Below are 22,843 nucleotides of genomic sequence, written 5' to 3'. Positions count from 1 at the left end.
AAATTAAAGTATATGGTTAAATGTAATTGTGTGTTTTTAACAACTTTTGATTAAGCAATAAACTGCGATTATTTTATACAGTCTTAAAAACCGTTTTTTATTCTGATACATTTTTTAAAGAATTAACTTGTTTTTTTAAAGAGTTTATTTCTAAACGTATTTGTTTAATTTCAGTTTTAAGATTAGAGTTATTTTTGTTTTTTTGCTTTACAATTTTATTCAATTCTTGTATGTATTTTTCTGTGGTATCTGGCGTTACTAATATTGTTAATATTCCTATAACCCCACCAACACCTACATACATTATATTGTACAAAAATTGATTTTTTAAACTTTTTTTAGTCAATCCTTTAATTATGAGATCTAAATCTTTCTCAGCGCCTAGTTTTTCTAAATAATTTTTAATCCCGCCTTCTTGAAGCGCAAGTATTCCATTTTCGCTAAGATAGAAAGTTAGTGGCTCTTTTTCATGTATTAGATTTAGTGCCACGGCAATTGTTCTAGTCTTATTTATAACTCTTATTTTAGATGAGTTTCCGTGGTCATAGATAGAATTAAGAACCTTGTCAATGTTGGTTAGCACATCTTTATTTATATGCTTAATCTTTTCATTTCTACTCATTTTTTATTATTTCGGTTAATGGTTTAAAACTAGGTATTTAGTGACTAATTCCTAATTGATTTATTAAATCGGCATTTACCACGTGTTTTCCTTTAAATGGCACAATTTTTAAACAATCTCCAAATAAGTTATTTGCGTGTTTGGTTTCTTCAACTATTCTCTTTTCGGTTAAGTATTCATCTTCTGTACCGTACCACAATTCTATTTTGGTGTCTTGCAAAAATTCAAAATCTTGTGGCGTTAACTCTTTTGGTATTGCTCCAGAATGTATGATTAAAGTGTCACAATTTATTTTTCTAGAGGCCAACCATCGAGTAATTACAGAAACCCCTTGAGAGTAGCCTAATAAAATTAAACGCTTATCGTTTAAAATTTCTTCTGCAGCAAAAACTGAATCTAGGTAATTAAGTATATTTTCTGTTTCTTGTAAAGTTTCTTCTTTAGTAAGCCAGCAAGCACCAACGTGTTTAAAATCTGATTTTTGATAATATTTAGAAGGTGCTTGTGGAGCTATAATATAATTTTCTTCAGCATTTAAACCTTTAAAATATTCTATAAAATACCTACTTAAAAAACCAAGTCCGTGGCAGCAAAACCATACATTTTTGGTAGCATTAGTTAATTTATTTTTGGTAGAATAAGAATTGGTTGTCGTGTAAGAAACCTTTTTTTCTTCGGTCGTCATGTAGTTGCTATTTTGTATTTTTACTCGATCATCGAGATTTAGATATTTTTCGAAACTAAATATTTAATTTCAATTATGTAATAAGATTTTATAGAGATATTAAAAAATGAAATATTCTAAAGAAGAAATACTAGCCGGTTGCGCAAAAATGTGCAAAAATACCTTAATGGAAACCTTAGAAATAGAATTTATCGATGTTGGTAAAGATTTTCTGGTAGCTAAAATGCCGGTTACCCCAAAAGTACATCAACCAGATGGTGTTTTACACGGTGGAGCAATGGTAGCTTTGGCAGAAAGTGTGGGTAGCGCAGCTAGTTTTATCTTTTTAGATGGAGAACATTTTTACATTCGCGGGATAGAAATTTCTGCTAATCACGTAAAAAGTATCGCAAGCGGAGAGGTGTTTGCGCGTGCCGAATTTTTACATAAAGGCAAAACTACGCAGGTTTGGGATATTAAAATTAGAGATGTAGAAGACAACCTAATTTCTGCCGTAAAATTAACCACTATTGCCTTACCCAAGAAAAAGTAAAAGCATTGTCACACTGCGCTTGTCGAAGTGTAATTAGTTTAATCAATGTCAGTTCGAGCGGAGTCGAGAACTATTTAGTTAATGTTGATTAAAAATTTAAAAAATCCAAATGGCCTTATCTATATATTTTCAAAAATTAGAAAAACAACTCGAAGCACAATTACCCTTTGTAGCTTATCGTCATCCCAATAGTGATGAGCTTCATTTGCAACTTCAGGAAGACGCAAAATTAGAGTATTTAGAAAATTTTCAGCAAGAAGGTTTTGTGTTTGCACCTTTTGATAATCAACAAAAAACTATCTTTTTCAATAGAAGAAAGGCCAATTTCTCTAAGTTAAAATTTACGATTGAAGAATTGATGGTTGAAGAATCTATTGCATCAACACCATTTGAAACTACACTTCAGCAAAAAACATTTCATGAAAATTTAGTAGAAAAAGGAATTACGGCTATTAAAAATTCAGCATTAGAAAAAGTAGTACTTTCTAGAAAGCAAGTTTTAGCGGTAAAAACACAACCCATTGAATATTTTAAACGATTATTAAAAAATTACCCAACCGCTTTTGTGTATTGTTGGTACCATCCGCAGGTAGGTTTATGGTTAGCAGCAACACCAGAAACCTTAGTGAAAACGCAAAATAATCGTTTTAAAACCATGGCGTTAGCGGGAACACAAGTTTTTAAAGGAACGACAGAAGTTTCTTGGGGAGAAAAAGAAATAGAAGAACAAGCAATTGTTACCAGAACAATAGAAGATGCTTTAAAAAATATAGAAGGTATAGAGCGTTTACAAATTTCTGATGTGCAAACGCATAGAGCGGGTAATGTAGTGCATTTAAAAACCAATTTAAGTGGAGTTTTTAAAAAAGAAAATCTAGGTGAAATAGTAACTAATTTACATCCAACTCCAGCAGTTTGTGGTTTGCCTAAACAAATGGCAAAAGAGTTTATTTTAAATGAAGAAGCTTATAATCGTGCTTTTTATGCTGGTTATTTGGGTGAGTTAAATATTCAGGTAGAAAAACCTAGAAATCCACGAAAACGAAATGTAGAAAATTCAGCATTCAACTTAATTGAGCGACAATCTAATCTATATGTGAATTTGCGTTGTATGCAACTTTTAGAAAATAAAGCAATGCTTTATATTGGTGGTGGTATCACTAAAGATTCTAACCCTGCTGCAGAGTGGGAAGAAACGCTTAGAAAAGCAGAAACTATGCAAAAAGTACTTTAAGTTAGAGAGTAGACTTTAGAAATTAGAAGTTACAAGTTAGACGTGAGATTTGAGCTCTTTATAAAATTGTTTGTCACACTTAGCGGAGTTGAAGTGTTGTTTCAATATTTTCCGATCCATATTTTTTCAAAGGAAGAAGAGATTCTGGATCAAGTCCGGAATGACAATAATAATGATGATTATACACAGAAATTTGAAAAATTTTTGAAGTTTTTGAACGCTGTTGAGGTTTCTGAGGTAAGCGTGTTTTATTTAAATTATTGTCTTAAGCAAGTAATACAAAAACTCATAAACGCGCTAACAAATTAACCAATAAGCCGTATTTTTGTAGGAGAAAATTCAATAAAACATGCAATACTCTAGCATACCGCTTGCCCAATCAATTACTTTATTATGTTTATCTAAAGGAATAAAGCACGTAGTGATTTCTCCAGGATCTCGAAATGCACCTTTAACTATTAGTTTCTCCAATCATCCAGAAATAGAAGCATATAGCATAGTAGATGAGCGTTCGGCAGCATTTTTTGCTTTAGGTTTAGCACAGCAATTGCAAGAACCAGTAGCTTTATGTTGCTCTTCTGGTAGTGCGTTATTAAATTATTATCCTGCTATTGCAGAAGCATTTTATAGTGATGTTCCACTAGTTGTAATTTCTGCAGATAGACCTGTAGAACGTATAGATATTGGCGATGGGCAAACTATTAGACAAAAAAATGTTTACCAAAACCATATTTTGTATTCTGCTAATTTATATTCAGAACTGGTATTAGATACATCTGCGCCAATAGACTCAAAGCTAAAACAAAAACTTTTTGAAGCGCAAAAACATAACGAGAGAGAGATTAATTTAGCTTTAAATACCGCCATTGAGCAAAATGGCCCCGTGCATATTAATGCTCCGTTTTATGAGCCTTTATATCAGTTGGTAGAAAAACCGACAGTAAATCCGTTAACCATAGAACCAATAAGAGAGCCTAAAACTACGGCAGAAAAAGTTTTAGAGCCTTATGCAGAAATTTGGAATCGAGCTAAAAGAAAATTAGTATTAGTAGGGGTAAATAAACCTAATGCAATAGAGCAAAAATTTTTAGATGAATTAGCAGAAGATCCTTCGGTTCTGGTATTTACAGAAACTACTTCTAATTTACATCATGAAAAATTTATTACAAGAATAGATAAGTTAATAGCTCCTCTTGAAGCATCGGCAACACGAGAAGAAGAATTTGCACAATTGCAACCAGATATTTTATTAACCTTTGGCGGACTCATTATCTCAAAAAAAATAAAAGCTTTTTTACGTACTTACCAACCCCAACACCATTGGCACGTAGATGCTAAAAAAGCCTTTGATACTTTTTTCTGTTTAAATAAACATTTTGATGTGAATGCGAATGAGTTTTTTAGCAAGTTTATTCCGTTAGCAAAGCAAGTAGAAAGTAACTACAGAGATAAATGGCTGCAAGTAAATGCGCAACGAGACGTACATCATGAGAAATACATGGAAGAAATTCCGTTTTGTGATTTAAAAGCATTTCGCCAAATACTTCAGCAAATGCCTCATCAGCAAGTAGTACAACTTTCTAATAGTAGTGTGGTGCGTTATGCTCAGTTATTTAAACTTTACCCTAGTTTACAAGTTTATTGTAACCGTGGTACAAGTGGGATTGATGGCAGTTCTTCAACAGCAATAGGTGCGGCAGTAAAAGCAACATACCCAACCACTTTAATTACGGGCGACATAAGTTTCTTTTACGATAGCAATGCGTTGTGGAATAATTATATTCCGAAGAGTTTCAGAATTATTATCATTAATAATCAAGGAGGCGGAATTTTTAGAATTTTACCCGGTGCCAAAGAAACCAATCATTTTTCTACTTTTTTTGAAACTACCCATAACTTGAGAGCTAATCATTTAGCAGAAATGTATGGGTTTAGTTATCAAGCTGCGCATGATGAAGAGAGTTTGAAAAACAGTTTAATAGAGTTTTATGCAGAAGATAATCTGCCTAAAATTTTAGAGATTTTTACTCCTAGAGAAGAGAATGATCAATATTTAAAAAATTATTTTAAAGTTTTACTTCCATAAATCTTCATTTTTAAGATTATTAAGTAAGTAATTATAAAAAGATAACTACAAGTTAATCAGTCAACTTGAAGTTATCTTTTTCTGTTTAGGTATTTTTATGATTAAAAAGCACGTATCTTTGCCCTTTAAAATATAATTTATGTTAAGTATAGGTCAATTTCATACCTTAAAAATAGATAGAGATACACCTCCAGGTCTTTTCTTAAAAGATGATACTGGAGAGAAAGATAACGAAGTATTATTACCTAATAAATACAAACCAGAGAGCTTTGAGTTAGAAGATGAGATAGAGGTTTTTGTTTATTTAGATCACGACGAGCGTCCAGTTGCTACCAATTTAAAACCTTATGTAAAGCTAGATGAATTTGCTTTTTTAAAATGTGTAGAGGTAAACCAAATAGGAGCTTTTTTAGATTGGGGGTTAGAAAAACATTTGTTTGTACCTTACAAAGAACAAGCTTACCCAATGAAAGAAGGGAATTGGTACTTGATTTTTTGTTATTTAGATGAAGAAACAGAGCGTTTAGTAGCTTCTAGTAAAGTAAATCACTTTTTAGATAATACAGAACTTACAGTAGAACCTTTTGAAAAAGTAAACCTTATTGTTACTAATAAAACAGATATAGGTTTTAATCTAATAGTGAATGAAATACACCAAGGTTTGGTGTATCATGACGATGTTTTTCAAGACTTAAAGACTGGAGATAAACTTGAAGGTTGGGTGAAAAAAACTAGAACAGACAATAAAATAGACATTACTCTTCAGCGTCCTGGTTATAGAAGTATAGAGCCAAATGCAGATGCAGTAATGGCAGAATTAGAGATGAGTAATGGGTTTTTACCTCTTACAGATAAGTCTTCACCAGATGAAATTAAAGCGAAATTAGGCATAAGCAAGAAGAGTTTTAAAAAAGCTATTGGGATGCTCTATAAAAAAAGATTAGTTTCTATAGAAGAAGACGGTATTAGAATTATCTAGTCATATAAAAGTTGAAGTTAGCTCCACTAGAATTGGAGCTTCTTCTTCTATTATAATATGGATTATACCTTTGTCCGTAATAAGGGTTTATAAAAGGCTGACTAACGTCTTTATACACTTCATTTCTAATTCCTCCATCCGGAGTGGTTTGTCCGTAATAATTTAGATTAAAATTAGTTCTGTATTTAAAATTTTCTTGCGCGTTATAAAAAACTCTTACCTGCCCATTAATTTGCTGTAATTGTTTTGCAGGAAATTGCATATCTATTATACCGCTTTGCTGTTTCCATTGTTCTGTTGCAGCCAAAGCCATCATATTAATATCTCCTTTATTTTCTTCGCCAAAAACATTGCCTTGTGGTACAGAAAAATGTCTCTGTTCAGGTTTTATGTACCCATCAAATTGAGAAAGAGAAACAGCTTTTCCGCTATATAAATCTGCTCTAATAATTTGATTATTAGTAGCAAAAAGATTAGGGTTTTCTATTTCTTGTGCAATAGAAGAAAAACCTATAAATATAAAAAAGAGAAAAAATTTAAAATACATAAATAATAATTTCAGCATAAAGGTATCAAAGATTATGCTAAATATTATAATGAAGAGAGTTATTTACCATAATAACTAATTAAATCTGGGGTATAATTATTATTCCAATCAGCTAAATGTCCGCCCAAGTAATTATAATTAGGATACAGCATTTTTAAAAGAGGTCGCTCTACATACAAATATTGAGCAATATCTTTTACTGTAGGTTTAAAGCTGTAATTACGTACCGTTGTAGTAATAGGGTAGTGATAAGTATCGTTTATTTGATCAAAAGCAATATTTTGAAGAAATTTATTAATTTTTAATTCTGGTTTTTTATCTACAGTAACTAAAAGAGAGTCTTTACTAACGTTTACAATACTAGAACTGTTCTGTGCATAAATTTGAAAACTAAAAAACAGAATAAACAAAAAGTATAAATTTTTCATGTCGAGCTTTTATAAGTACTTCTATAAAGTTACATAATTTTGATTAAAAAATGTAAATTTACGTTTAAATATAAAAATCTATTATGAGTGAAATTAAGTGGGAAACCGCCAAAGAGTATGATGATATTACTTATAAAAAATATAATGGAGTAGCCAGAATTGCATTTAATAGACCAGATGTAAGAAATGCTTTTAGACCAAAAACTACTAGCGAGTTGTTAGATGCTTTTCATGATGCACACGAAGATACATCTGTTGGAGTGGTGTTACTCTCTGCAGAAGGCCCATCAACAAAAGATGGTATATGGTCTTTTTGTAGTGGCGGCGATCAAAAAGCACGTGGAAAAGAAGGTTACGTGGGAGAAGATGGTTACCATCGTTTAAATATTTTAGAAGTACAACGTTTAATACGTTTTATGCCTAAGGCAGTAATTTGTGTAGTACCAGGTTGGGCTGTTGGTGGTGGTCATAGTTTACACGTAGTTTGTGATATGACTTTAGCTAGTAAAGAACACGCTATTTTTAAACAAACAGATGCAGATGTAACTAGTTTTGATGGAGGTTATGGTTCTGCATACTTAGCAAAAATGGTGGGGCAAAAGAAAGCCCGAGAAATTTTCTTTTTAGGAAGAAATTATTCTGCACAAGAAGCTTTTGAAATGGGTATGGTAAATGCCGTTGTACCACACGATGAGTTAGAGCAAACCGCTTATGAGTGGGCACAAGAAGTTCTGGCAAAATCACCTATCTCTATTAAAATGCTGAAATTTGCAATGAATTTAACAGATGATGGTATGGTAGGGCAACAAGTATTTGCAGGAGAAGCTACCAGACTTGCTTATATGACAGATGAAGCAAAAGAAGGTAGAAATGCATTTTTAGAAAAACGCCAACCAAATTTTGAGAAAAAATGGATTCCGTAGAGAGTCAATTTACCAATAAACAATTAGAAATAGATCTACTGCCTGATTATCAAGCAGTAGATTTTTTGTCTGTATCAATAAAAAAAAGAACCAAAAGCTTTATTCAAATTAGTATAGGCTTTTTGCTATTATTAATAGGTTGGGGGGTACTTTTTTATTTGTTACCAACCCATTGGGTTTTATATTTAGCACTGACAGTGCTTTTTATAGTGTTTGGGTTTGGCTATCTAAACGCCTTTCTATTACAAAAAAAATATGGCTATGCATTACGAGAAAAAGATATCATTTATAGCAGAGGCTATTTAATTAACAAAACAACAGTGATTCCGTTTAATCGTATTCAGCATGTTTCTATATCACGTGGAGTTTTTGATAAAGCACTTGGTGTTTCAACCTTAAAAATTTTTACCGCAGGCGGGCAGGGGAGTGATGTAAGTATACCAGGTTTATTGCCAGATTTAGCTTTAAAGTTAAAAGAAGCGGTTGCTAAAAAATTAACGGTAGAAGAACATGAATAAACCTTTTACACAGCCACAAAACCAATCTAAAGTAGGTATTCTAGTAATATTTACATCTTCATTCTATAAGATATTAAGAGCGGTTTTAATTTCGTTTGCTTACTTTTTATTCAGTAGTAATTCAAAAGCAAAACTTTATATTTTATTAGGTTTTGGCATCGTAGGTTTATTATCACTTATTTATAGCTTTTTTTACTATAAAAAATTCAAGTTTCATATTGATTACAAGCAGAAAGAATTTGTGTTGCAAAAAGGAGTTTTTTCTACAGAATATATCAATATACCGTTTGATAAAATTCAGCAAGTTTATTTTAAAAGATCAATTATTCAACGAATTATTAATGTGTATGAAGTAGCAATTGATACCGCTGGAAGCTCACAAAAAGAAGTTACAATAAAAGCGCTTTCTAAAGAAAAAGCAGAAGATTTAAGAAGTATTTTGATGGATTTAGCTGCGGAAGAAAACTTAGAGGAAGTTGAATATGAAGTTGAAACAGTAAATGATTCTGCAATTAACCCAAATTTCACAAAAAAACAGAAGGTAGAATGGAAGCACCAACTAGGTATTTTAGATTTACTGAAGCTTGGATTAACCTCTAACTACTTACGTGGTATTTGGCTTATTTTTATTTTTTTTAGTACTATAATGAATGAATTGAGCCAGCTAAAAATTGAAAATCCCTATATAGACCAAGGCGTGGAGTATTTAGATAAAAATTATACCTCTTCAAGTGCAATAATTTTTGTTTTATTAATGGCTGTGGTTTTAACATTTATAGCAGGAATTGTAATTTCTACCATAGAAATTTTTATTAAATATTTTAATCTAACACTAACACAAACCACCTCGAGTTTAGACCTAGAAATGGGACTAAAAACTAATACAAGAACTTCACTAAAGCCAAGAAGAGTACAATTGTTGAGGTTAAGTACTAATCCTATTCAGAAGCGATTAAACCTTTATGAGGCAGAAGTTTCTCTAGCAAGCAGTTCTGACGAGATTCAGGGTAAAAAAGGGAAGATTAGAATTCCGGGGTTGGCAAAAGAAAAACTTCAGAAAATAAAAGAGTTTTTATTTAATAAAGCAGATGAAACTTCTGAAGCTATTAAACCGCATCATTTTTTAATTTTTAGGCGTGTGATGCTAAGTTTAATTCCTCTGGCTATTGCTTTTATACCGGTAGTTATTTTTTCTTGGTATGAATGGAAAATTATTTTACCATTTATATTTATTTATATAGGACTTTCATTTGTTTTAAACAAAATGTATTATCAATCAATTTCTATTGAATTTACAGAGAGTTTCATCATTAAAAAGCACGGTATTTGGAATCAAGAAACAGAAATTTTAGAGCTTTTTAAATTGCAATCTGTTACGGTAAAACAACCACTTTGGTTTAAAAAACGCAAAGTTTATAACTTAGAATTTCATACTGCGGGAGGCGATTTATCTTTTCCGTTAGTGAGAGAAGAAGTATTAAAAAATTTAAACTACAGTTTTTATAAAATAGAAACATCCACAAAAGCGTGGATGTAACTATAATTTAGTGATATTTTTCTTTTTCTATCTTAAACTAGGAAACTCTGTTGGATTCACTTCATTAAAAATACTATAAACTTTTTCAAATATATCTTCTGCAGAAGGTTTAGAGAAATAATCACCATCTGTACCGTATGCAGGCCTATGCTCTTTAGCAGTAAGTGTTTGTGGCTTGCTATCTAAGAAACGATAAGCATTTTGTTTTTCTAAAATTTCTTGCATAATGTATGCTGAAGCCCCTCCTGGTACATCTTCATCTATAACTAAAAGTCTATTGGTTTTCTCTACACTTTTTACAATATCGTGGTTTACATCAAATGGTAAAAGTGATTGTACATCAATCACTTCTGCATCAATTCCTACAGAGATTAAATCTTTAGCTACATCTTCTACAATTCTTAATGTAGAACCGTAAGATACTAATGTAATGTCATTTCCTTCTTTTACCGTTTCTACAACTCCAATAGGGGTTTTAAATTCACCTAAGTTAGTAGGGAGTTTTTCTTTTAAACGGTAACCATTTAAGCATTCTACAATAAGTGCAGGTTCGTCACTTTCTAATAGCGTGTTGTAGAAACCAGCAGCTTTGGTCATATTACGAGGCACCAAAATGTGAATACCTCTTAGTAAATGTACCAATCCACCCATTTGTGAGCCACTATGCCAAATACCTTCTAAACGGTGACCACGTGTTCTTACAATAAGCGGTGCTTTTTGTTTTCCTTTAGTTCTGTAATGTACGGTTGCTAAATCATCTGTCATAATTTGTAGCGCATACATTATATAATCTAAGTATTGTATTTCTGCAATTGGGCGTAAACCACGCATTGCCATACCAATACCTTGGCCTAGAATGGTAGCTTCACGAATACCAGCATCGGCAATTCTTAACTCTCCATATTTTTCTTGTAAACCTTCTAAGCCTTGGTTTACATCTCCAATATTACCAGTGTCTTCTCCAAAAATTAAGGCTTCTGGATATTTAGTGAAAATTTTATCGAAGTTTTCACGTATAACAATACGCCCATCTACTAACTCTGCATCTTCATTATACTCTGGTTTAACTTCTGCAATAGAAAGGGCATTATTTGTTTGCTCACTGTGTAAATGGCTACTATATTCTGGTTGTGTAATGTTAGTAAAGTTATTTACCCAGTTTACCAAATCTGTTTTAGCAGTAGAATTTTCTTTTAAGGTATAGATTAATACTTTTCTAGCAATACGTAAAACTTCAAATTTTTGAGGTTCTTTAATTGCAGAAAGTTCATCTAATAAAGGTTGTATAAAGTTTTTGTTGCTACTTGTTTCTGCAACTTTACTAATTAAATTTACAACGGTATTTTTATCTTGAATAGGACCTTCTGTAAAAGCTTTCCAAGCAGCTTTTTTACCTTCTCTAACGGTTTTTTTAGCTTCTTTTTCTATTTCTTTTAACTCTTCATCTGTAGCAATTTCGCTTTCAATAATCCAAGCCCTCATTTTTACATTGCAATCATTTTCTTTTTCCCATTGTAAACGAGATTCAGACTTATAACGTTCGTGAGAACCAGAGGTAGAATGCCCTTGTGGTTGTGTAAGTTCTTTAACGTGAACTAAAACAGGTGTGTGGTTTTCTCTAGAAATAGCAGATGCTTTTTGATAAGCTTCCATCAGTTCTGGATAATTCCACCCGTTAACTACAATAATTTCGTAGCCATTATTTTCTTCATCACGTTGAAATCCTTTTAATATTTCTGAAATATTTTCTTTTGTAGTTTGGTATTTAGCAGGTACAGAGATACCGTAAGCATCGTCCCAAACACTAATTACCATTGGTACTTGCATTACTCCGGCAGCATTTATGGTTTCCCAAAAAAGACCTTCACTAGTACTTGCATTACCAATAGTACCCCAAGCTACTTCATTACCATTAACCGAAAATTTTTCGGCATCAATGCCTTCTACATTTCTATAAATTTTAGAAGCTTGTGCAAGACCTAATAATCTAGGCATTTGCCCAGCAGTAGGAGAGATGTCTGCACTAGAGTTTGGTTGTTGGGTAAGGTTTTTCCAGCTACCGTCTTTGTTTAAGCTGTGTGTACCAAAGTGACCACCCATTTGCCTACCACCAGCCATTGGTTCTTTTTCTATGTCTGTGTTAGCATAAAGGCCAGCAAAAAACTCTTCTACAGACAATAAGTTTAACGCCATCATTAAAGTTTGATCACGGTAGTAGCCAGAACGGAAATCTCCATTCTTAAAAGCTTTTGCCATTGCTAATTGAGGCACTTCTTTACCATCACCAAAGATTCCAAATTTAGCTTTACCTGTAAGCACTTCTCGGCGCCCTAATAAGCTACATTCTCTACTTACTACTGCAGTAGTATAATCTTTAATAACTTGTTCTTTAAACTCTGTAAAAGAAATATCAGTTCTTTCTAAGACCTTTTCTTGCATATTTCAATTTTTAATTGACCACGAAGATAGTAAAAAATGAATAAAACATCAATTAACAAATTCTGTTAAAATTATGAAATTGATATTATTTTGTTTTAAAATTATAAATAATATAATTTATGGTTAAATAATTGAATTATTTTTAAAAAACAGCAATGTTTTTTATCTAAATGATTTCACGTTAGTACCATTTTCTAGTAAATAATTTTATTAAAGTGTTGAAATCTAGTGATACAATGAATCTAATTTTTTGGTCGTAGTTATCTTGGGCAGTTTCCCAACCTAAATTAGAATATACAGGTAGAAAAACTTCAAAATAGTCTTGTACTAGATTTACCCGAATACCAGAGTCGTATAAAAATTCTGCTTGGTCTCCTGCGTTTTTAACTACTCCCATATCTCCGTATGCATGAATCCAGTTCCAAATGGTAAAGCTTCCGTTTAAGGTAGATATAAATTGGTTTGCGTAAGCAGGTTGTAATTGAGATTTGAAACCTCCTTCTGCTTCTATAAATTGTTGGCTAAATAAACCACTACTTTCACTTCTTCCGTAGTAATTATAATCAAATAAATAATCTGTAGGCCTGTCTAAAGCAAAGCTAAAATAATCTGATTTTTTACTATCGTTAAATAAAAATAGTCCTGTAAATGATCTTAGCTCTATTTGCCTATTATTTAAAAATAATTTTCTCCATTTAGCAGTTACAGAAACTTTACTAAACTGTTTGGCTATTTGATAATCTATTGTGCTTGTAAAATAATCTCTAAAATTTCTATCGCTATATAAATATTGTAAATTAACCACACTATAATCTGGCTCGTCTACTTGGTTGGCAATGGCTTTGTCTCTAAATACATTTACGCTTCTTATGCTTAGGGCTTGACTTTGGTTACTTCTTAAATAATTATTTCTGAAAAGTAAGTTGAAATATGGGGTTAATCTATGGTAATAAAGATCATCTGCATAAGCATATCTGTTGGCAGAAAGCCCGTAATTTACTCGGTGTAATTCTTGATTTTGAAATAATTGATTGTTAGATAGGGATAGAGAACCTACCAGGGCTTTGCTTCTTAAGCCTATTTTAGGAGCAATTTTAAAATTAAAATTTCTTCTTAAAATAGTGCTATTGTAAAGTTTAGGGCCAATAATAAAACCGTCATACAAGTTGTAATTAAATTCTGGAATTAAAAAAAGCTGATTGTATTTTGGGTCTTCAATATCTTCAAGTAGTCTAAATTGAATAGGTTTGTTTAAAAATGTAGTTACTCGTTTGTAATTATTACGCTGATTAAATTCTGGAATTATACCTTCATAATTTAATGCTAAACGGTCAATATTATTTTTTGCAATTGTAACTGTTTTTAGAGAGTCTACATTCTCTACCCAATATTTAGAAACAACTTGTTTATCTTTTAAACCATATAAAGAAACAGGCATTTTATTGGTAGACTTATTTTTAATGGTAATTTTTAAAGAGTCGTTTTGTTTCTTTACCTTTTTTATGGTAAAATCTATTTTAGAATTGGTAGTGATGTAATCTTTAAAAAACCAATCTAAATTTTTATTTGCATTTTTTTCTAATAAGATTTTAAAGTCTTCAATTTTTACATTTTCATCTAATTTATGAGTGCTGTAAAATTGTTTTAAAGCATTGTAGGTAGATTTTTTTTCTCCTAAATAATCGTTGATGTAGTTAAAACCTATTCCAGATTTATATGGATTTGCAATATTTTTATTGAATTTTATTAAAGAATCTTGACTCATATTTAATGGTTGCTCAAGATTTAAGCGTGACATATTTAATGCGTAAAATGGATAACGATCATTAAATTCTAAATCTGCTGCGTGAAACCACCTAATACCTATTATATCACTAAAACTACCTAATAATTTTGTGTTTGGGTAGTATGCGTTTACATACTCCATCATAAAATAAATTAAAATAGCATCTTTTAGCCAAGCTTCGTCTCTAGGGTTTAATAAAAGTGTATTGTCTAAGTAGTTTTTGGTAATTGCTTTTAATAGTTTTATATCGTATTGAAAACCATCTTGAAAAGGTCTAATAAAAGAAGGAAGTTGATTGAGCCCATAAATAGGGTTAGATAAATAATCTTCTTCTGTAACCATTAAATTTTCTAAAGGATATTCTCCCAAACGGTAACTTAAAAACCGTACAATTCTATCTATTACTAATTTTTTAATTTCTGGGTTTACATCATCATCTTCTACATTGGTAATTACATTTACCTTACTTGTTTTAATAGTGTCAAACGTGTTTTCTTTTACTAAATAGATTTTTTGGTCTACATAGTTTTTACCAGATAAATTTGTTTGGGCAATAGAGTCGTTTTTTAAAATAGTATTTGATGGTAGTGGAGATACTACTTTATAGCCTTTTTCGTGTAAAAACTCTACGTTTGTCTGAAATAGAGGGGTAAATAAATCGTTTAAATTTTTGTTACTATAAAATTCCCACCCTTTTTGTGTGTAGCTAGAAGGAGTAATAAACCAATATTTTAGTTTAAAACCTTCATCACTATACCCGTACCTAGTAAATTTATCGACAGGTATTTTTACTTGATAATTTAACCGAATAATATATTTTTCTTGAGGAAAAAGTGGGTAGTCTAAATTAACCTTAATGATATCTGGATAATTTTCTGGTCGTTGCCAAACCAATCTTCTATCTTGAAAATTAGTTAAAGATTTTATGATGGTTCCTCCTTTTTCATAATTTCTAGAATAGTGAAATTTTCTAGAAAATTCTTCAGAAAAACGTTTGGCAAGGGGAGTAGTTTTACTACTAAAACTATTAGCCCAATCTGATAAGTAGATTTCTTGTAAAGTATCGTTACTTTTATTAAAGTATTCTATGTCTTGCTGAATAGATATTACTTTAGTAGTAGCATTTAACGAGGCTTTAATTTCTACTTTAGTTTGCGCTAATAGAAAAAAAGGGCTTAAAATGAAAAGTAATAAAGAAAGTCTTTTTTTTATCAATCTTACCGAGGGTTTAAAAACATTTCAAAATAGGCCAAATAGTAAATTTATAACGTATTAACGCTCAATGTAGTATAAATTCTAAAAATTAGGACTTAGATTATATTGATTGTAGAATTTATTTAGAATATCTATCACTTCATCTGCAGTATCTACTACTTGTACCAAATCCATATCGTTAGCACTAATATTTTTAAAACTATCTAAAAGAGTAGTTTTTACCCAATCTAATAAACCATCCCAAAACTCATGACCAACTAATATAATAGGAAATTTATCAATTTTATGAGTTTGTATAAGGGTAATTGCTTCAAATAATTCATCTAAAGTACCAAAACCACCAGGCATTACCACAAAACCTTGCGAGTATTTTACAAACATTACTTTACGCACAAAAAAGTAATCAAAATCTAGATTTTTATCTTTGTCTATGTATGGATTATCGTGCTGCTCAAAAGGTAAGTCTATATTTAAACCTACAGAAGTACCGCCTGCTAAATGTGCACCTTTATTACCAGCCTCCATAATACCAGGACCACCACCAGTAATTACTCCGTAGCCGTGTTCTACAATTTTTTCTGCCACTTCTGTAGCTAATTTGTAGTATTTATGTTCTGGGTTAGTTCTGGCAGAACCAAATATAGATACACAAGGGCCAATAGCACTCATACGCTCATAGCCGTGCACAAATTCACTCATAATTTTAAAAAGTGCCCAGCTATCGTTAATTTTTATTTCGTTCCAACTTTTATGGTTGGTATTTCTTAATGTACTCATAGTTGTAATTTATTATCTAAAGACTAATGTAATTCTTTTCTTAAAAATTTAGCCGTATAACTTTTTTTATGTTTAGCAACTTCTTCAGGGGTTCCGTCTGTAACTACTTGTCCGCCATTTTTACCTCCTTCATAACCAATATCAATAATGTAATCGGCTAGTTTAATAACATCTAAATTATGTTCTATTATTAAAACCGTATTTCCTTTATCTGCCAATTTATTTAATACTTCCATTAAAACACGAATATCTTCAAAATGAAGACCAGTAGTAGGTTCATCTAAAATATAAAACGTATTACCAGTATCTCTTTTAGAAAGTTCTGTAGCTAATTTTATACGTTGTGCTTCACCACCAGAAAGTGTGGTGCTCTGTTGTCCTAAAGTAATATAACCTAAACCAACATCTTGAATGGTTTTAAGTTTTCGATAAATTTTTGGAATCGGCTCAAAAAAATCTGTTGCCTCATCAATGGTCATTTCTAACACATCGCTAATAGATTTTCCTTTATATCTAATTTCTAAAGTTTCTCTATTAAAACGTTTACCTTGGCAAGTTTCACATTCTACATACACATCTGGTAAAAAGTTCATTTCTATAACTCGAAGTCCGCCACCTTTACAAGTTTCACATCTACCGCCTTTTACATTGAAACTAAATCTTCCTGGTTTGTAACCTCTAATTTGTGCTTCTGGAGTTTTAGCAAAAAGGCTTCGTATTTCAGAAAAAACACCCGAATATGTTGCAGGATTAGAACGTGGTGTTCTACCAATTGGTGTTTGATTAATATCTATGACCTTATCACAATTATCTAAACCTTTAATAGTTTTATAAGGCATAGGTTCTTTAACACCATTAAAATAATGAGCGTTCATAATAGGGTAGAGGGTTTCGTTAATTAAAGTAGATTTTCCGCTACCAGAAACTCCTGTAACCACGATCATTTGGCCTAGAGGTAATTTTATAGAAACATTTTTTAGGTTGTTACCTGTAGCACCTTTTAGTTCAATAAACTTACCATTTCCTTCTCGTCTTTTATTAGGAACTTTAATTTCTTTGGTTCCGTTAAGGTATGAAGCGGTAAGTGTATTGTGTTTTTTAATTTCTTCTGGGGTACCTTCACTAATAATTTCTCCTCCGTGTTTTCCTGCAAACGGGCCAATATCTATTACATGATCGGCACGTTCTATCATATCTTTATCATGTTCTACCACTATAACAGAGTTACCAACATCACGCAGAGAAACAAGAGAGTTAATTAATTTTTCGTTGTCACGCTGATGTAAACCTATGCTTGGTTCATCTAAAATATAAAGTACACCTACTAATTGAGAGCCTATTTGGGTGGCTAATCTAATACGTTGTGCTTCACCTCCAGAAAGGGATTTAGAACCGCGATTTAGCGACAAATATGTCAACCCTACATCTACTAAAAATTGTAAACGTGTGGTAATCTCTTTTACAATCTCTTCTGCAATTTTCCATTGATTTTTACTGAGTTTCTTCGGAAGTTTTTCAAACCAATCGGTTAGTTCTAGAATATCTTTTTGAGCTAACTCGGCAATATTTTGTTGGTTCACTTTAAAATAAAGCGATTCTTTTTGCAAACGACTACCTTCACATTCTGGACACTCTACTTTGTCCATATAAGCTTTTGCCCATCGTTTAAGAGAAGCAGAGTCATTATTGTGGTAAGTGCTTTCTATAAAAGTAGCAACCCCTTCAAAATCTATTTTATAAGAACGTGTTACCCCCAATTCTTTAGATTGAATGTTGAATTTTTCTTTGCCTCCGTGAAGAATCATTTCTAAGGCTTCTTTCGGGATATCTTTTATAGGATCTGAAAGTTTAAAGTCGAAACGCTGTGCAATTAATTCCATTTGCTTAAACGCCCAATTTTTCTTTTGCGGTCCGTGTGGTTCTAATCCTCCACTTTTTATAGATTTAGAATCGTCTGGTATTATTTTATGCAGATTTACTTCATACAAAGAACCAATACCATTACATTTTGGGCAGGCACCTTTTGGTGAGTTAAAAGAGAAATTATTAGGCTCTGGGTTAGGGTAAGAAATACCACTAGTTGGGCACATTAAATTTCTACTGAAATACCTAATCTCATTAGAATCTTGATCTAGAATCATTAAAACGTTGTCTCCCTGATTCATTGCAGTATTAATACTCTGCGAGAGGCGTTTGTCTAATTTCTCGTCATTACTAATCTTCATTCTATCGATAACAATTTCAATATCATGAGTTTTGTAACGGTCAAGTTTCATTCCTTTTTCTATATCACGTACTTCACCATCGGTTCTTACTTTTAAAAAGCCTTGCTTGGCAATTTGCTCAAATAATTCACGATAATGACCTTTTCTAGAACGAATAATTGGAGAAAGAATGTTAATGCGTTTACCACTAAAGTCTTTTTTTATAAGATTTTTTATTTGCTCGTCACTATAACTAACCATTTTTTCGCCAGTTTTATAGCTGTAAGCATCACTAGCACGAGCGTATAGTAAACGTAAAAAATCGTAAATTTCTGTAATAGTACCTACTGTACTACGCGGACTTTTACTCGTAGTTTTTTGCTCGATAGCAATTACAGGGGAAAGACCATCTATTTTATCTACATCTGGACGCTCTAGGCCACCTAAAAATTGTCTAGCATAAGCCGAAAAAGTTTCAATGTATCTACGTTGCCCTTCTGCGTAAATTGTATCAAACGCTAAAGATGATTTACCAGATCCAGAAAGTCCTGTAATTACTACCAATTTTTCTCTTGGTATGGTTACATCTATATCTTTAAGATTGTGCACTCGTGCACCCTGTACTTCTATATTTTCGTCGAAATTCGCCATAATTTTATGCAAGATTGCGAAGTTACTCAAAGTCTTGAAATTAAGAAAGAACGTCTCTTAAAGCTTTGATAAAATTAAAAATTACAAAAATCCAGTCTGCATTATTATTAAACGTATCATTAACGTTTTTACTTGTAATTAGTAGTTTTTGATTATGAAATATATAATTAAACAAACATTTAAAGTAAATAAATTAAAAAATAAAGACAAATTAATATTAATTTAATACATTTGAATTTTAAACGTAAAAAGTACGTTTGTAAAATTAAAGAAGTTTTTACATAAGTTGTAATATGGTATTAAATTTAGACGCAATTAATAGTTGTAAAATATTTATAAGTTTAAATACTATTGAAATTTCACGAAAACGATTTTTATAAAAATCAAGAGAAATTCACATCAGCTTAAAAAAATAATAGGTGTATTATTAATATGAAAAATATATTAAAAGCAAATTTAGATTCTCTTAACGAAGAGCAGCTTCCGGTAGCAAAACATAAACTACACGGAGGAAAGTATTTTGCAGGTCTTTTTTCTGGAGAGCATATTGCAGCTACAGAATTTGTTATTGGAGCAACGTTTGTTGCGTTAGGTGCAACCACAAAAGATATTTTATTAGGGTTGTTAATAGGGAATATTTTAGCAGTTTTAACGTGGACGTTTGTTACTGCGCCAATTGCTGTACAAACAAGATTAAGTTTGTATACCTACCTAAATAAAATTGCAGGAGACTCTATGTCTAAATTGTATAATTGGGCAAATGCAGTAATTTTTACAGTGATTTCTGCAGCAATGATAACAGTTTCTGCCTCTGCTGTACGATTGTTATTTGATATCCCAGCTCAGTTAAATTGGTATTCTACAAACATCAACTTTATATTAATTGTGATAGGAGTTGGAGCTGTGGTGGTTTGTGTAGCTATTTATGGTTTTAAAACGGTGGCAGATTTTTCTAGTATTTGTGCACCTTGGTTATTTGTATTGTTTTTATCTGGAGCTTTTGAGTTACTACCTGCTTTATCTCATAATGTTTTAGGAAGCACTTCTATAACTGGTTGGAGTGATTTTTTACATATAGGAAATAATTCTATTTGGAAAGGAGTAACAGACACAGGAGAAGAAGGAATAGGATTAATAGAAGTAATTGGTTTTGCTTGGGCTGCAAACAGCATTACTCACCTAGGCTTAATTGATATGGCTCTGTTTAGGTTTGCAAAAAAATCTTCTTACGGTTTGTATTCTAGTTTCGGAATGTTATTTGGTCATTACCTTGCCTGGATAGCTGCGGGAGTTATGGGCGCAGGTGCAGCAATATTATTAAAAGACAGCGTGGTAAATTTAGATCCGGGAGATGTTGCTTACAAAGCTTTGGGAGCATCTGGATTTGTAATTGTAATTGTAGCAGGGTGGACCACCGCAAACGCCAATCTTTATAGAGCAGGATTAGCCGCACAAGCAATTTTTAAAAAACATTCTAGAAAAAAAGTAACTATGATAGTAGGCTTTTTTACGGTGATAGTAGCTTGCTTTCCATTTGTATTTAGTAGAATTCTTCCTTTATTAACTTATGCAGGATTATTAGTGATACCAGTAGGAGCTATAGTTTTTGCAGAGCATTATATTTTTCCGAAAATAGGATTTACTAGATATTGGGCGCATTACAAAAATTTAAAAACTAGCAAACCTGCAATAGCTTCTTGGGTGTTAGGTTTAGTTTTCGGGATAGGTTTAAATGCTTTAAATTTTATGTCTTTTTATTACTTATTTATTCCTACTTGGATTTTTACTATTATTCTATATACCATATTGTGTAAATATTATGGAGCTACAGAAAATTATGATATAGAAATTAGCCAAGAAAAAAGACTTCAAAAAGATATTGAAGAGTTTCAGCAAGAGCAAGCTAAAACTTATCACAAAGAGAAAAAAGATAAACGTGTGTTTACTGTAGTTTTAAGAGTGATTTCTATTTTATTTTTACTAGTAATCGTTTCTTTAGCTGTAAATACATTTATGTTTAGTATTAATTTTGATGATTATTTAAAAAATAAAACACTCTTTAATACGTATGCTTTTGTAGCTACTTTAGGGTATTTTGTAACTGCATATTGGGCATTAAAAAGAACAAAATCAGTAAATAAAAATTTAAAAGAAAATATATAACTATGGAAAATTTAATTGGCTTAAATCAAGAGAATATGGGTGCTATCTCATCTAGAGTAGAGAAGCCAACTTATAATAGAGATAGTATTACCACAAGTATAGTTCATATAGGTGTTGGTAATTTTCATAGATCACATCAAGCGTTTTATGCGCACGAGTTAATGCAAAATCACGGCGTGTTAGATTGTGGTATTTGCGGGGTAGGGTTAATGGATTTTGATCAGAAAATTTACAAAGTACTAAAAGATCAAGATGGATTGTATACGTTAATGATAAAAGAGTTAGATGGTACGTTTACGGCAAAAGTAATAGGTTCTATTGTAGAATTTATTTTTGGACCAGAAAACCCTTCAGCAGTTATAGAAAAAATTGCGCACCCAGATATTAAAATAATTTCTCTTACCATTACAGAAGGCGGATATAATTTAAATGAAGGGACTGGTAAGTTTGATTTTTCAAATCCGCTAATACAGCAAGATTTAGAAAATCCAGAGGCACCTAAAACAGTGTTTGGTTATATAACTCAGGCCTTAAAATTAAGAAAAACTAGAGGAGAGCATGGTTTAACCATCCAGTCTTGCGATAATATTCAAGAAAACGGAGAAGTAGCTAAAAAAGCACTAACAGAATTTATAAAAAAAGCAGAACCAGAATTGGTAGACTGGGTGCAAGAAAATGTCTCTTTTCCTAATGCAATGGTAGATAGAATTACTCCTGTAACCGTAGCAGAAGATATAGAAACCTTAAAAGAAAAATTTCAAATAGAAGACAAGTGGCCTGTAGTATGTGAGCCGTTTAACCAATGGGTAGTAGAAGATCATTTTGTATCTGGCCGTCCAGCTTGGGAAAAAGTAGGTGTACAGTTTGTAGAAAACGTATTGCCTTATGAAAATATGAAACTTAGGTTATTAAATGCTGGGCATAGTTGTTTAGGTATTTTAGGTGCATTACACGGTTATAATACCATAGATCAGGTAGCTACCGATAAAGATTTTAGTAAATTTTTAAAAGATTTTATGGATGTTGAAGTAACGCCAACTCTTGGATCTTTAGACGGAATGGATTTAGATGCTTATAAACAAACTTTGTTAGATAGATTTCAAAATGTTTATATCAAAGATTTAATTAGTAGAATTTGCTTAGAAAGCTCTGCTAAAATTCCAATTTTCTTATTATCTACTTTAAGAGATCAATTAAAAGGAAATCAAAATATAGACAGAATAACATTGGTTATTGCTGCTTGGTGTAAGTATAATGATGGGGTAGATGAAAATAATAATACTTATGAGATTAAAGATGTAATGAAAGACACACTGATAAAAGCAGCAGAGCTTTCTCATAAAAATCCAATAGCGTTTCTAGAAATTAATTCAATTTTTGGAGACTTGGTAAATAACGATGTGTTTGTAAATGCATTTGTAAGTGCACTAAATAAAGTAAGAAATAAATCAATTAAAGACTGTATACAAGAAATTAATATTTCTGCAGCATTAGTTTAAAGAGTTTAAAAAATATAA

At 31.6% G+C, this 22,843-nt stretch carries 17 protein-coding genes; 9 read left to right on the top strand and 8 right to left on the bottom strand.

All coding sequences use genetic code 11. The annotated features are described in order from the left end of the window. Positions 1-97 precede the first annotated feature (97 nt). On the bottom strand, positions 98-622 hold the full coding sequence (locus tag BUC03_RS07455; protein ID WP_073149855.1) for a hypothetical protein: 525 nt from the start codon (positions 620-622) through the stop codon (positions 98-100). A gap of 37 nt (positions 623-659) precedes the next feature. Further along, positions 660-1,307 (bottom strand): alpha/beta hydrolase, encoded by a 648-nt coding sequence (locus BUC03_RS07450; protein ID WP_073149853.1) that lies wholly within the window; start codon positions 1,305-1,307, stop codon positions 660-662. Positions 1,308-1,413: 106 nt separating this feature from the next. Between BUC03_RS07450 and BUC03_RS07445 the strand changes: the two genes are divergently transcribed. The 4 genes from BUC03_RS07445 (at position 1,414) to BUC03_RS07425 (ending at position 6,138) form a co-directional block, all read left to right on the top strand. Then, the gene (locus tag BUC03_RS07445; RefSeq protein WP_073149851.1) at positions 1,414-1,839 is read left to right on the top strand and encodes a PaaI family thioesterase; all 426 of its coding nucleotides are present in this window, start codon (positions 1,414-1,416) and stop codon (positions 1,837-1,839) included. Positions 1,840-1,948: 109 nt separating this feature from the next. Beyond that, entirely contained in the window at positions 1,949-3,073 is a 1,125-nt protein-coding gene (locus BUC03_RS07440; RefSeq protein WP_073149849.1) for a chorismate-binding protein, read from the top strand. A gap of 349 nt (positions 3,074-3,422) precedes the next feature. After that, a complete protein-coding gene (gene menD / locus BUC03_RS07430; RefSeq protein WP_073149845.1) occupies positions 3,423-5,159 on the top strand; it encodes a 2-succinyl-5-enolpyruvyl-6-hydroxy-3-cyclohexene-1-carboxylic-acid synthase in 1,737 nt (578 codons plus the stop codon). A 139-nt stretch (positions 5,160-5,298) separates the two neighbouring features. Further along, on the top strand, positions 5,299-6,138 hold the full coding sequence (locus BUC03_RS07425) for a CvfB family protein (protein ID WP_073149843.1): 840 nt from the start codon (positions 5,299-5,301) through the stop codon (positions 6,136-6,138). On the opposite strand, the gene BUC03_RS07420 is transcribed toward BUC03_RS07425, so the two are convergent. Together BUC03_RS07420 and BUC03_RS07415 are read right to left on the bottom strand one after the other, a co-directional pair. Further along, positions 6,131-6,685: a hypothetical protein gene (locus BUC03_RS07420; RefSeq protein WP_073149841.1), complete on the bottom strand. Its 555-nt coding sequence runs from the start codon at positions 6,683-6,685 to the stop codon at positions 6,131-6,133. The genes BUC03_RS07425 and BUC03_RS07420 overlap by 8 nt on opposite strands. A 59-nt stretch (positions 6,686-6,744) precedes the next feature. Further along, positions 6,745-7,113, bottom strand: a complete 369-nt coding sequence (locus BUC03_RS07415) for a hypothetical protein (protein ID WP_073149839.1) — start codon at positions 7,111-7,113, stop codon at positions 6,745-6,747. Positions 7,114-7,196: 83 nt separating this feature from the next. On the opposite strand from BUC03_RS07415, the gene BUC03_RS07410 reads away from it, so the two are divergent. The 3 genes from BUC03_RS07410 to BUC03_RS07400 are packed head-to-tail and all read left to right on the top strand — an operon-like array spanning position 7,197 to position 10,091. After that, complete coding sequence (locus BUC03_RS07410) at positions 7,197-8,036, top strand: 1,4-dihydroxy-2-naphthoyl-CoA synthase (RefSeq protein ID WP_073149838.1); 840 nt, start codon at positions 7,197-7,199, stop codon at positions 8,034-8,036. After that, the gene (locus tag BUC03_RS07405) at positions 8,024-8,554 is read left to right on the top strand and encodes a PH domain-containing protein (RefSeq protein ID WP_073149836.1); all 531 of its coding nucleotides are present in this window, start codon (positions 8,024-8,026) and stop codon (positions 8,552-8,554) included. The genes BUC03_RS07410 and BUC03_RS07405 overlap by 13 nt, the downstream gene beginning before the upstream one ends. Beyond that, a complete protein-coding gene (locus BUC03_RS07400; RefSeq protein ID WP_073149834.1) occupies positions 8,547-10,091 on the top strand; it encodes a PH domain-containing protein in 1,545 nt (514 codons plus the stop codon). Before BUC03_RS07405 ends, BUC03_RS07400 begins: the two co-directional genes overlap by 8 nt. A gap of 27 nt (positions 10,092-10,118) precedes the next feature. Here BUC03_RS07400 and BUC03_RS07395 read toward each other — a convergent pair whose 3' ends face one another. The 4 genes from BUC03_RS07395 to uvrA all read right to left on the bottom strand — a co-directional run bounded on the left by BUC03_RS07395 (position 10,119) and on the right by uvrA (position 19,163). After that, positions 10,119-12,530, bottom strand: a complete 2,412-nt coding sequence (locus tag BUC03_RS07395; RefSeq protein WP_073149832.1) for an alpha-ketoacid dehydrogenase subunit alpha/beta — start codon at positions 12,528-12,530, stop codon at positions 10,119-10,121. Between the two features lie 181 nt (positions 12,531-12,711). Next, positions 12,712-15,531: a gluzincin family metallopeptidase gene (locus tag BUC03_RS07390; protein ID WP_084112853.1), complete on the bottom strand. Its 2,820-nt coding sequence runs from the start codon at positions 15,529-15,531 to the stop codon at positions 12,712-12,714. A gap of 81 nt (positions 15,532-15,612) precedes the next feature. Then, the gene (locus BUC03_RS07385; protein ID WP_073149830.1) at positions 15,613-16,308 is read right to left on the bottom strand and encodes an LOG family protein; all 696 of its coding nucleotides are present in this window, start codon (positions 16,306-16,308) and stop codon (positions 15,613-15,615) included. Between the two features lie 23 nt (positions 16,309-16,331). After that, positions 16,332-19,163: an excinuclease ABC subunit UvrA gene (uvrA, locus tag BUC03_RS07380; protein ID WP_073149828.1), complete on the bottom strand. Its 2,832-nt coding sequence runs from the start codon at positions 19,161-19,163 to the stop codon at positions 16,332-16,334. 432 nt (positions 19,164-19,595) lie between these two features. Between uvrA and BUC03_RS07375 the strand changes: the two genes are divergently transcribed. Both BUC03_RS07375 and BUC03_RS07370 read left to right on the top strand, forming a co-directional pair. Next, positions 19,596-21,326, top strand: a complete 1,731-nt coding sequence (locus tag BUC03_RS07375; RefSeq protein ID WP_073149826.1) for a purine-cytosine permease family protein — start codon at positions 19,596-19,598, stop codon at positions 21,324-21,326. Positions 21,327-21,328: 2 nt separating this feature from the next. Further along, complete coding sequence (locus tag BUC03_RS07370; RefSeq protein WP_073149824.1) at positions 21,329-22,825, top strand: mannitol dehydrogenase family protein; 1,497 nt, start codon at positions 21,329-21,331, stop codon at positions 22,823-22,825. Positions 22,826-22,843 lie beyond the last annotated feature (18 nt).

The sequence above is a fragment of the Mesonia phycicola genome (genome assembly GCF_900141885.1).
Lineage (GTDB): Bacteria > Bacteroidota > Bacteroidia > Flavobacteriales > Flavobacteriaceae > Mesonia > Mesonia phycicola.
The sequence above is the reverse complement of the archived record's forward strand: the minus strand, read 5'-3'. Positions and strand labels throughout refer to the sequence as shown.

What these genes read in the sequence shown, in the direction of transcription:
- BUC03_RS07440 (WP_073149849.1), top strand. Translation starts at nt 1,949, where the DNA reads ATGGCCTTATCTATATATTTTCAAAAATTAGAAAAACAACTCGAAGCA.
- BUC03_RS07420 (WP_073149841.1), bottom strand. Translation starts at nt 6,685, where the DNA reads ATGTATTTTAAATTTTTTCTCTTTTTTATATTTATAGGTTTTTCTTCT.
- BUC03_RS07400 (WP_073149834.1), top strand. Translation starts at nt 8,547, where the DNA reads ATGAATAAACCTTTTACACAGCCACAAAACCAATCTAAAGTAGGTATT.
- BUC03_RS07395 (WP_073149832.1), bottom strand. Translation starts at nt 12,530, where the DNA reads ATGCAAGAAAAGGTCTTAGAAAGAACTGATATTTCTTTTACAGAGTTT.
- BUC03_RS07370 (WP_073149824.1), top strand. Translation starts at nt 21,329, where the DNA reads ATGGAAAATTTAATTGGCTTAAATCAAGAGAATATGGGTGCTATCTCA.
- BUC03_RS07450 (WP_073149853.1), bottom strand. Translation starts at nt 1,307, where the DNA reads ATGACGACCGAAGAAAAAAAGGTTTCTTACACGACAACCAATTCTTAT.
- BUC03_RS07425 (WP_073149843.1), top strand. Translation starts at nt 5,299, where the DNA reads ATGTTAAGTATAGGTCAATTTCATACCTTAAAAATAGATAGAGATACA.
- BUC03_RS07445 (WP_073149851.1), top strand. Translation starts at nt 1,414, where the DNA reads ATGAAATATTCTAAAGAAGAAATACTAGCCGGTTGCGCAAAAATGTGC.
- BUC03_RS07410 (WP_073149838.1), top strand. Translation starts at nt 7,197, where the DNA reads ATGAGTGAAATTAAGTGGGAAACCGCCAAAGAGTATGATGATATTACT.
- BUC03_RS07385 (WP_073149830.1), bottom strand. Translation starts at nt 16,308, where the DNA reads ATGAGTACATTAAGAAATACCAACCATAAAAGTTGGAACGAAATAAAA.
- BUC03_RS07375 (WP_073149826.1), top strand. Translation starts at nt 19,596, where the DNA reads ATGAAAAATATATTAAAAGCAAATTTAGATTCTCTTAACGAAGAGCAG.
- BUC03_RS07415 (WP_073149839.1), bottom strand. Translation starts at nt 7,113, where the DNA reads ATGAAAAATTTATACTTTTTGTTTATTCTGTTTTTTAGTTTTCAAATT.
- BUC03_RS07455 (WP_073149855.1), bottom strand. Translation starts at nt 622, where the DNA reads ATGAGTAGAAATGAAAAGATTAAGCATATAAATAAAGATGTGCTAACC.
- uvrA (WP_073149828.1), bottom strand. Translation starts at nt 19,163, where the DNA reads ATGGCGAATTTCGACGAAAATATAGAAGTACAGGGTGCACGAGTGCAC.
- menD (WP_073149845.1), top strand. Translation starts at nt 3,423, where the DNA reads ATGCAATACTCTAGCATACCGCTTGCCCAATCAATTACTTTATTATGT.
- BUC03_RS07405 (WP_073149836.1), top strand. Translation starts at nt 8,024, where the DNA reads ATGGATTCCGTAGAGAGTCAATTTACCAATAAACAATTAGAAATAGAT.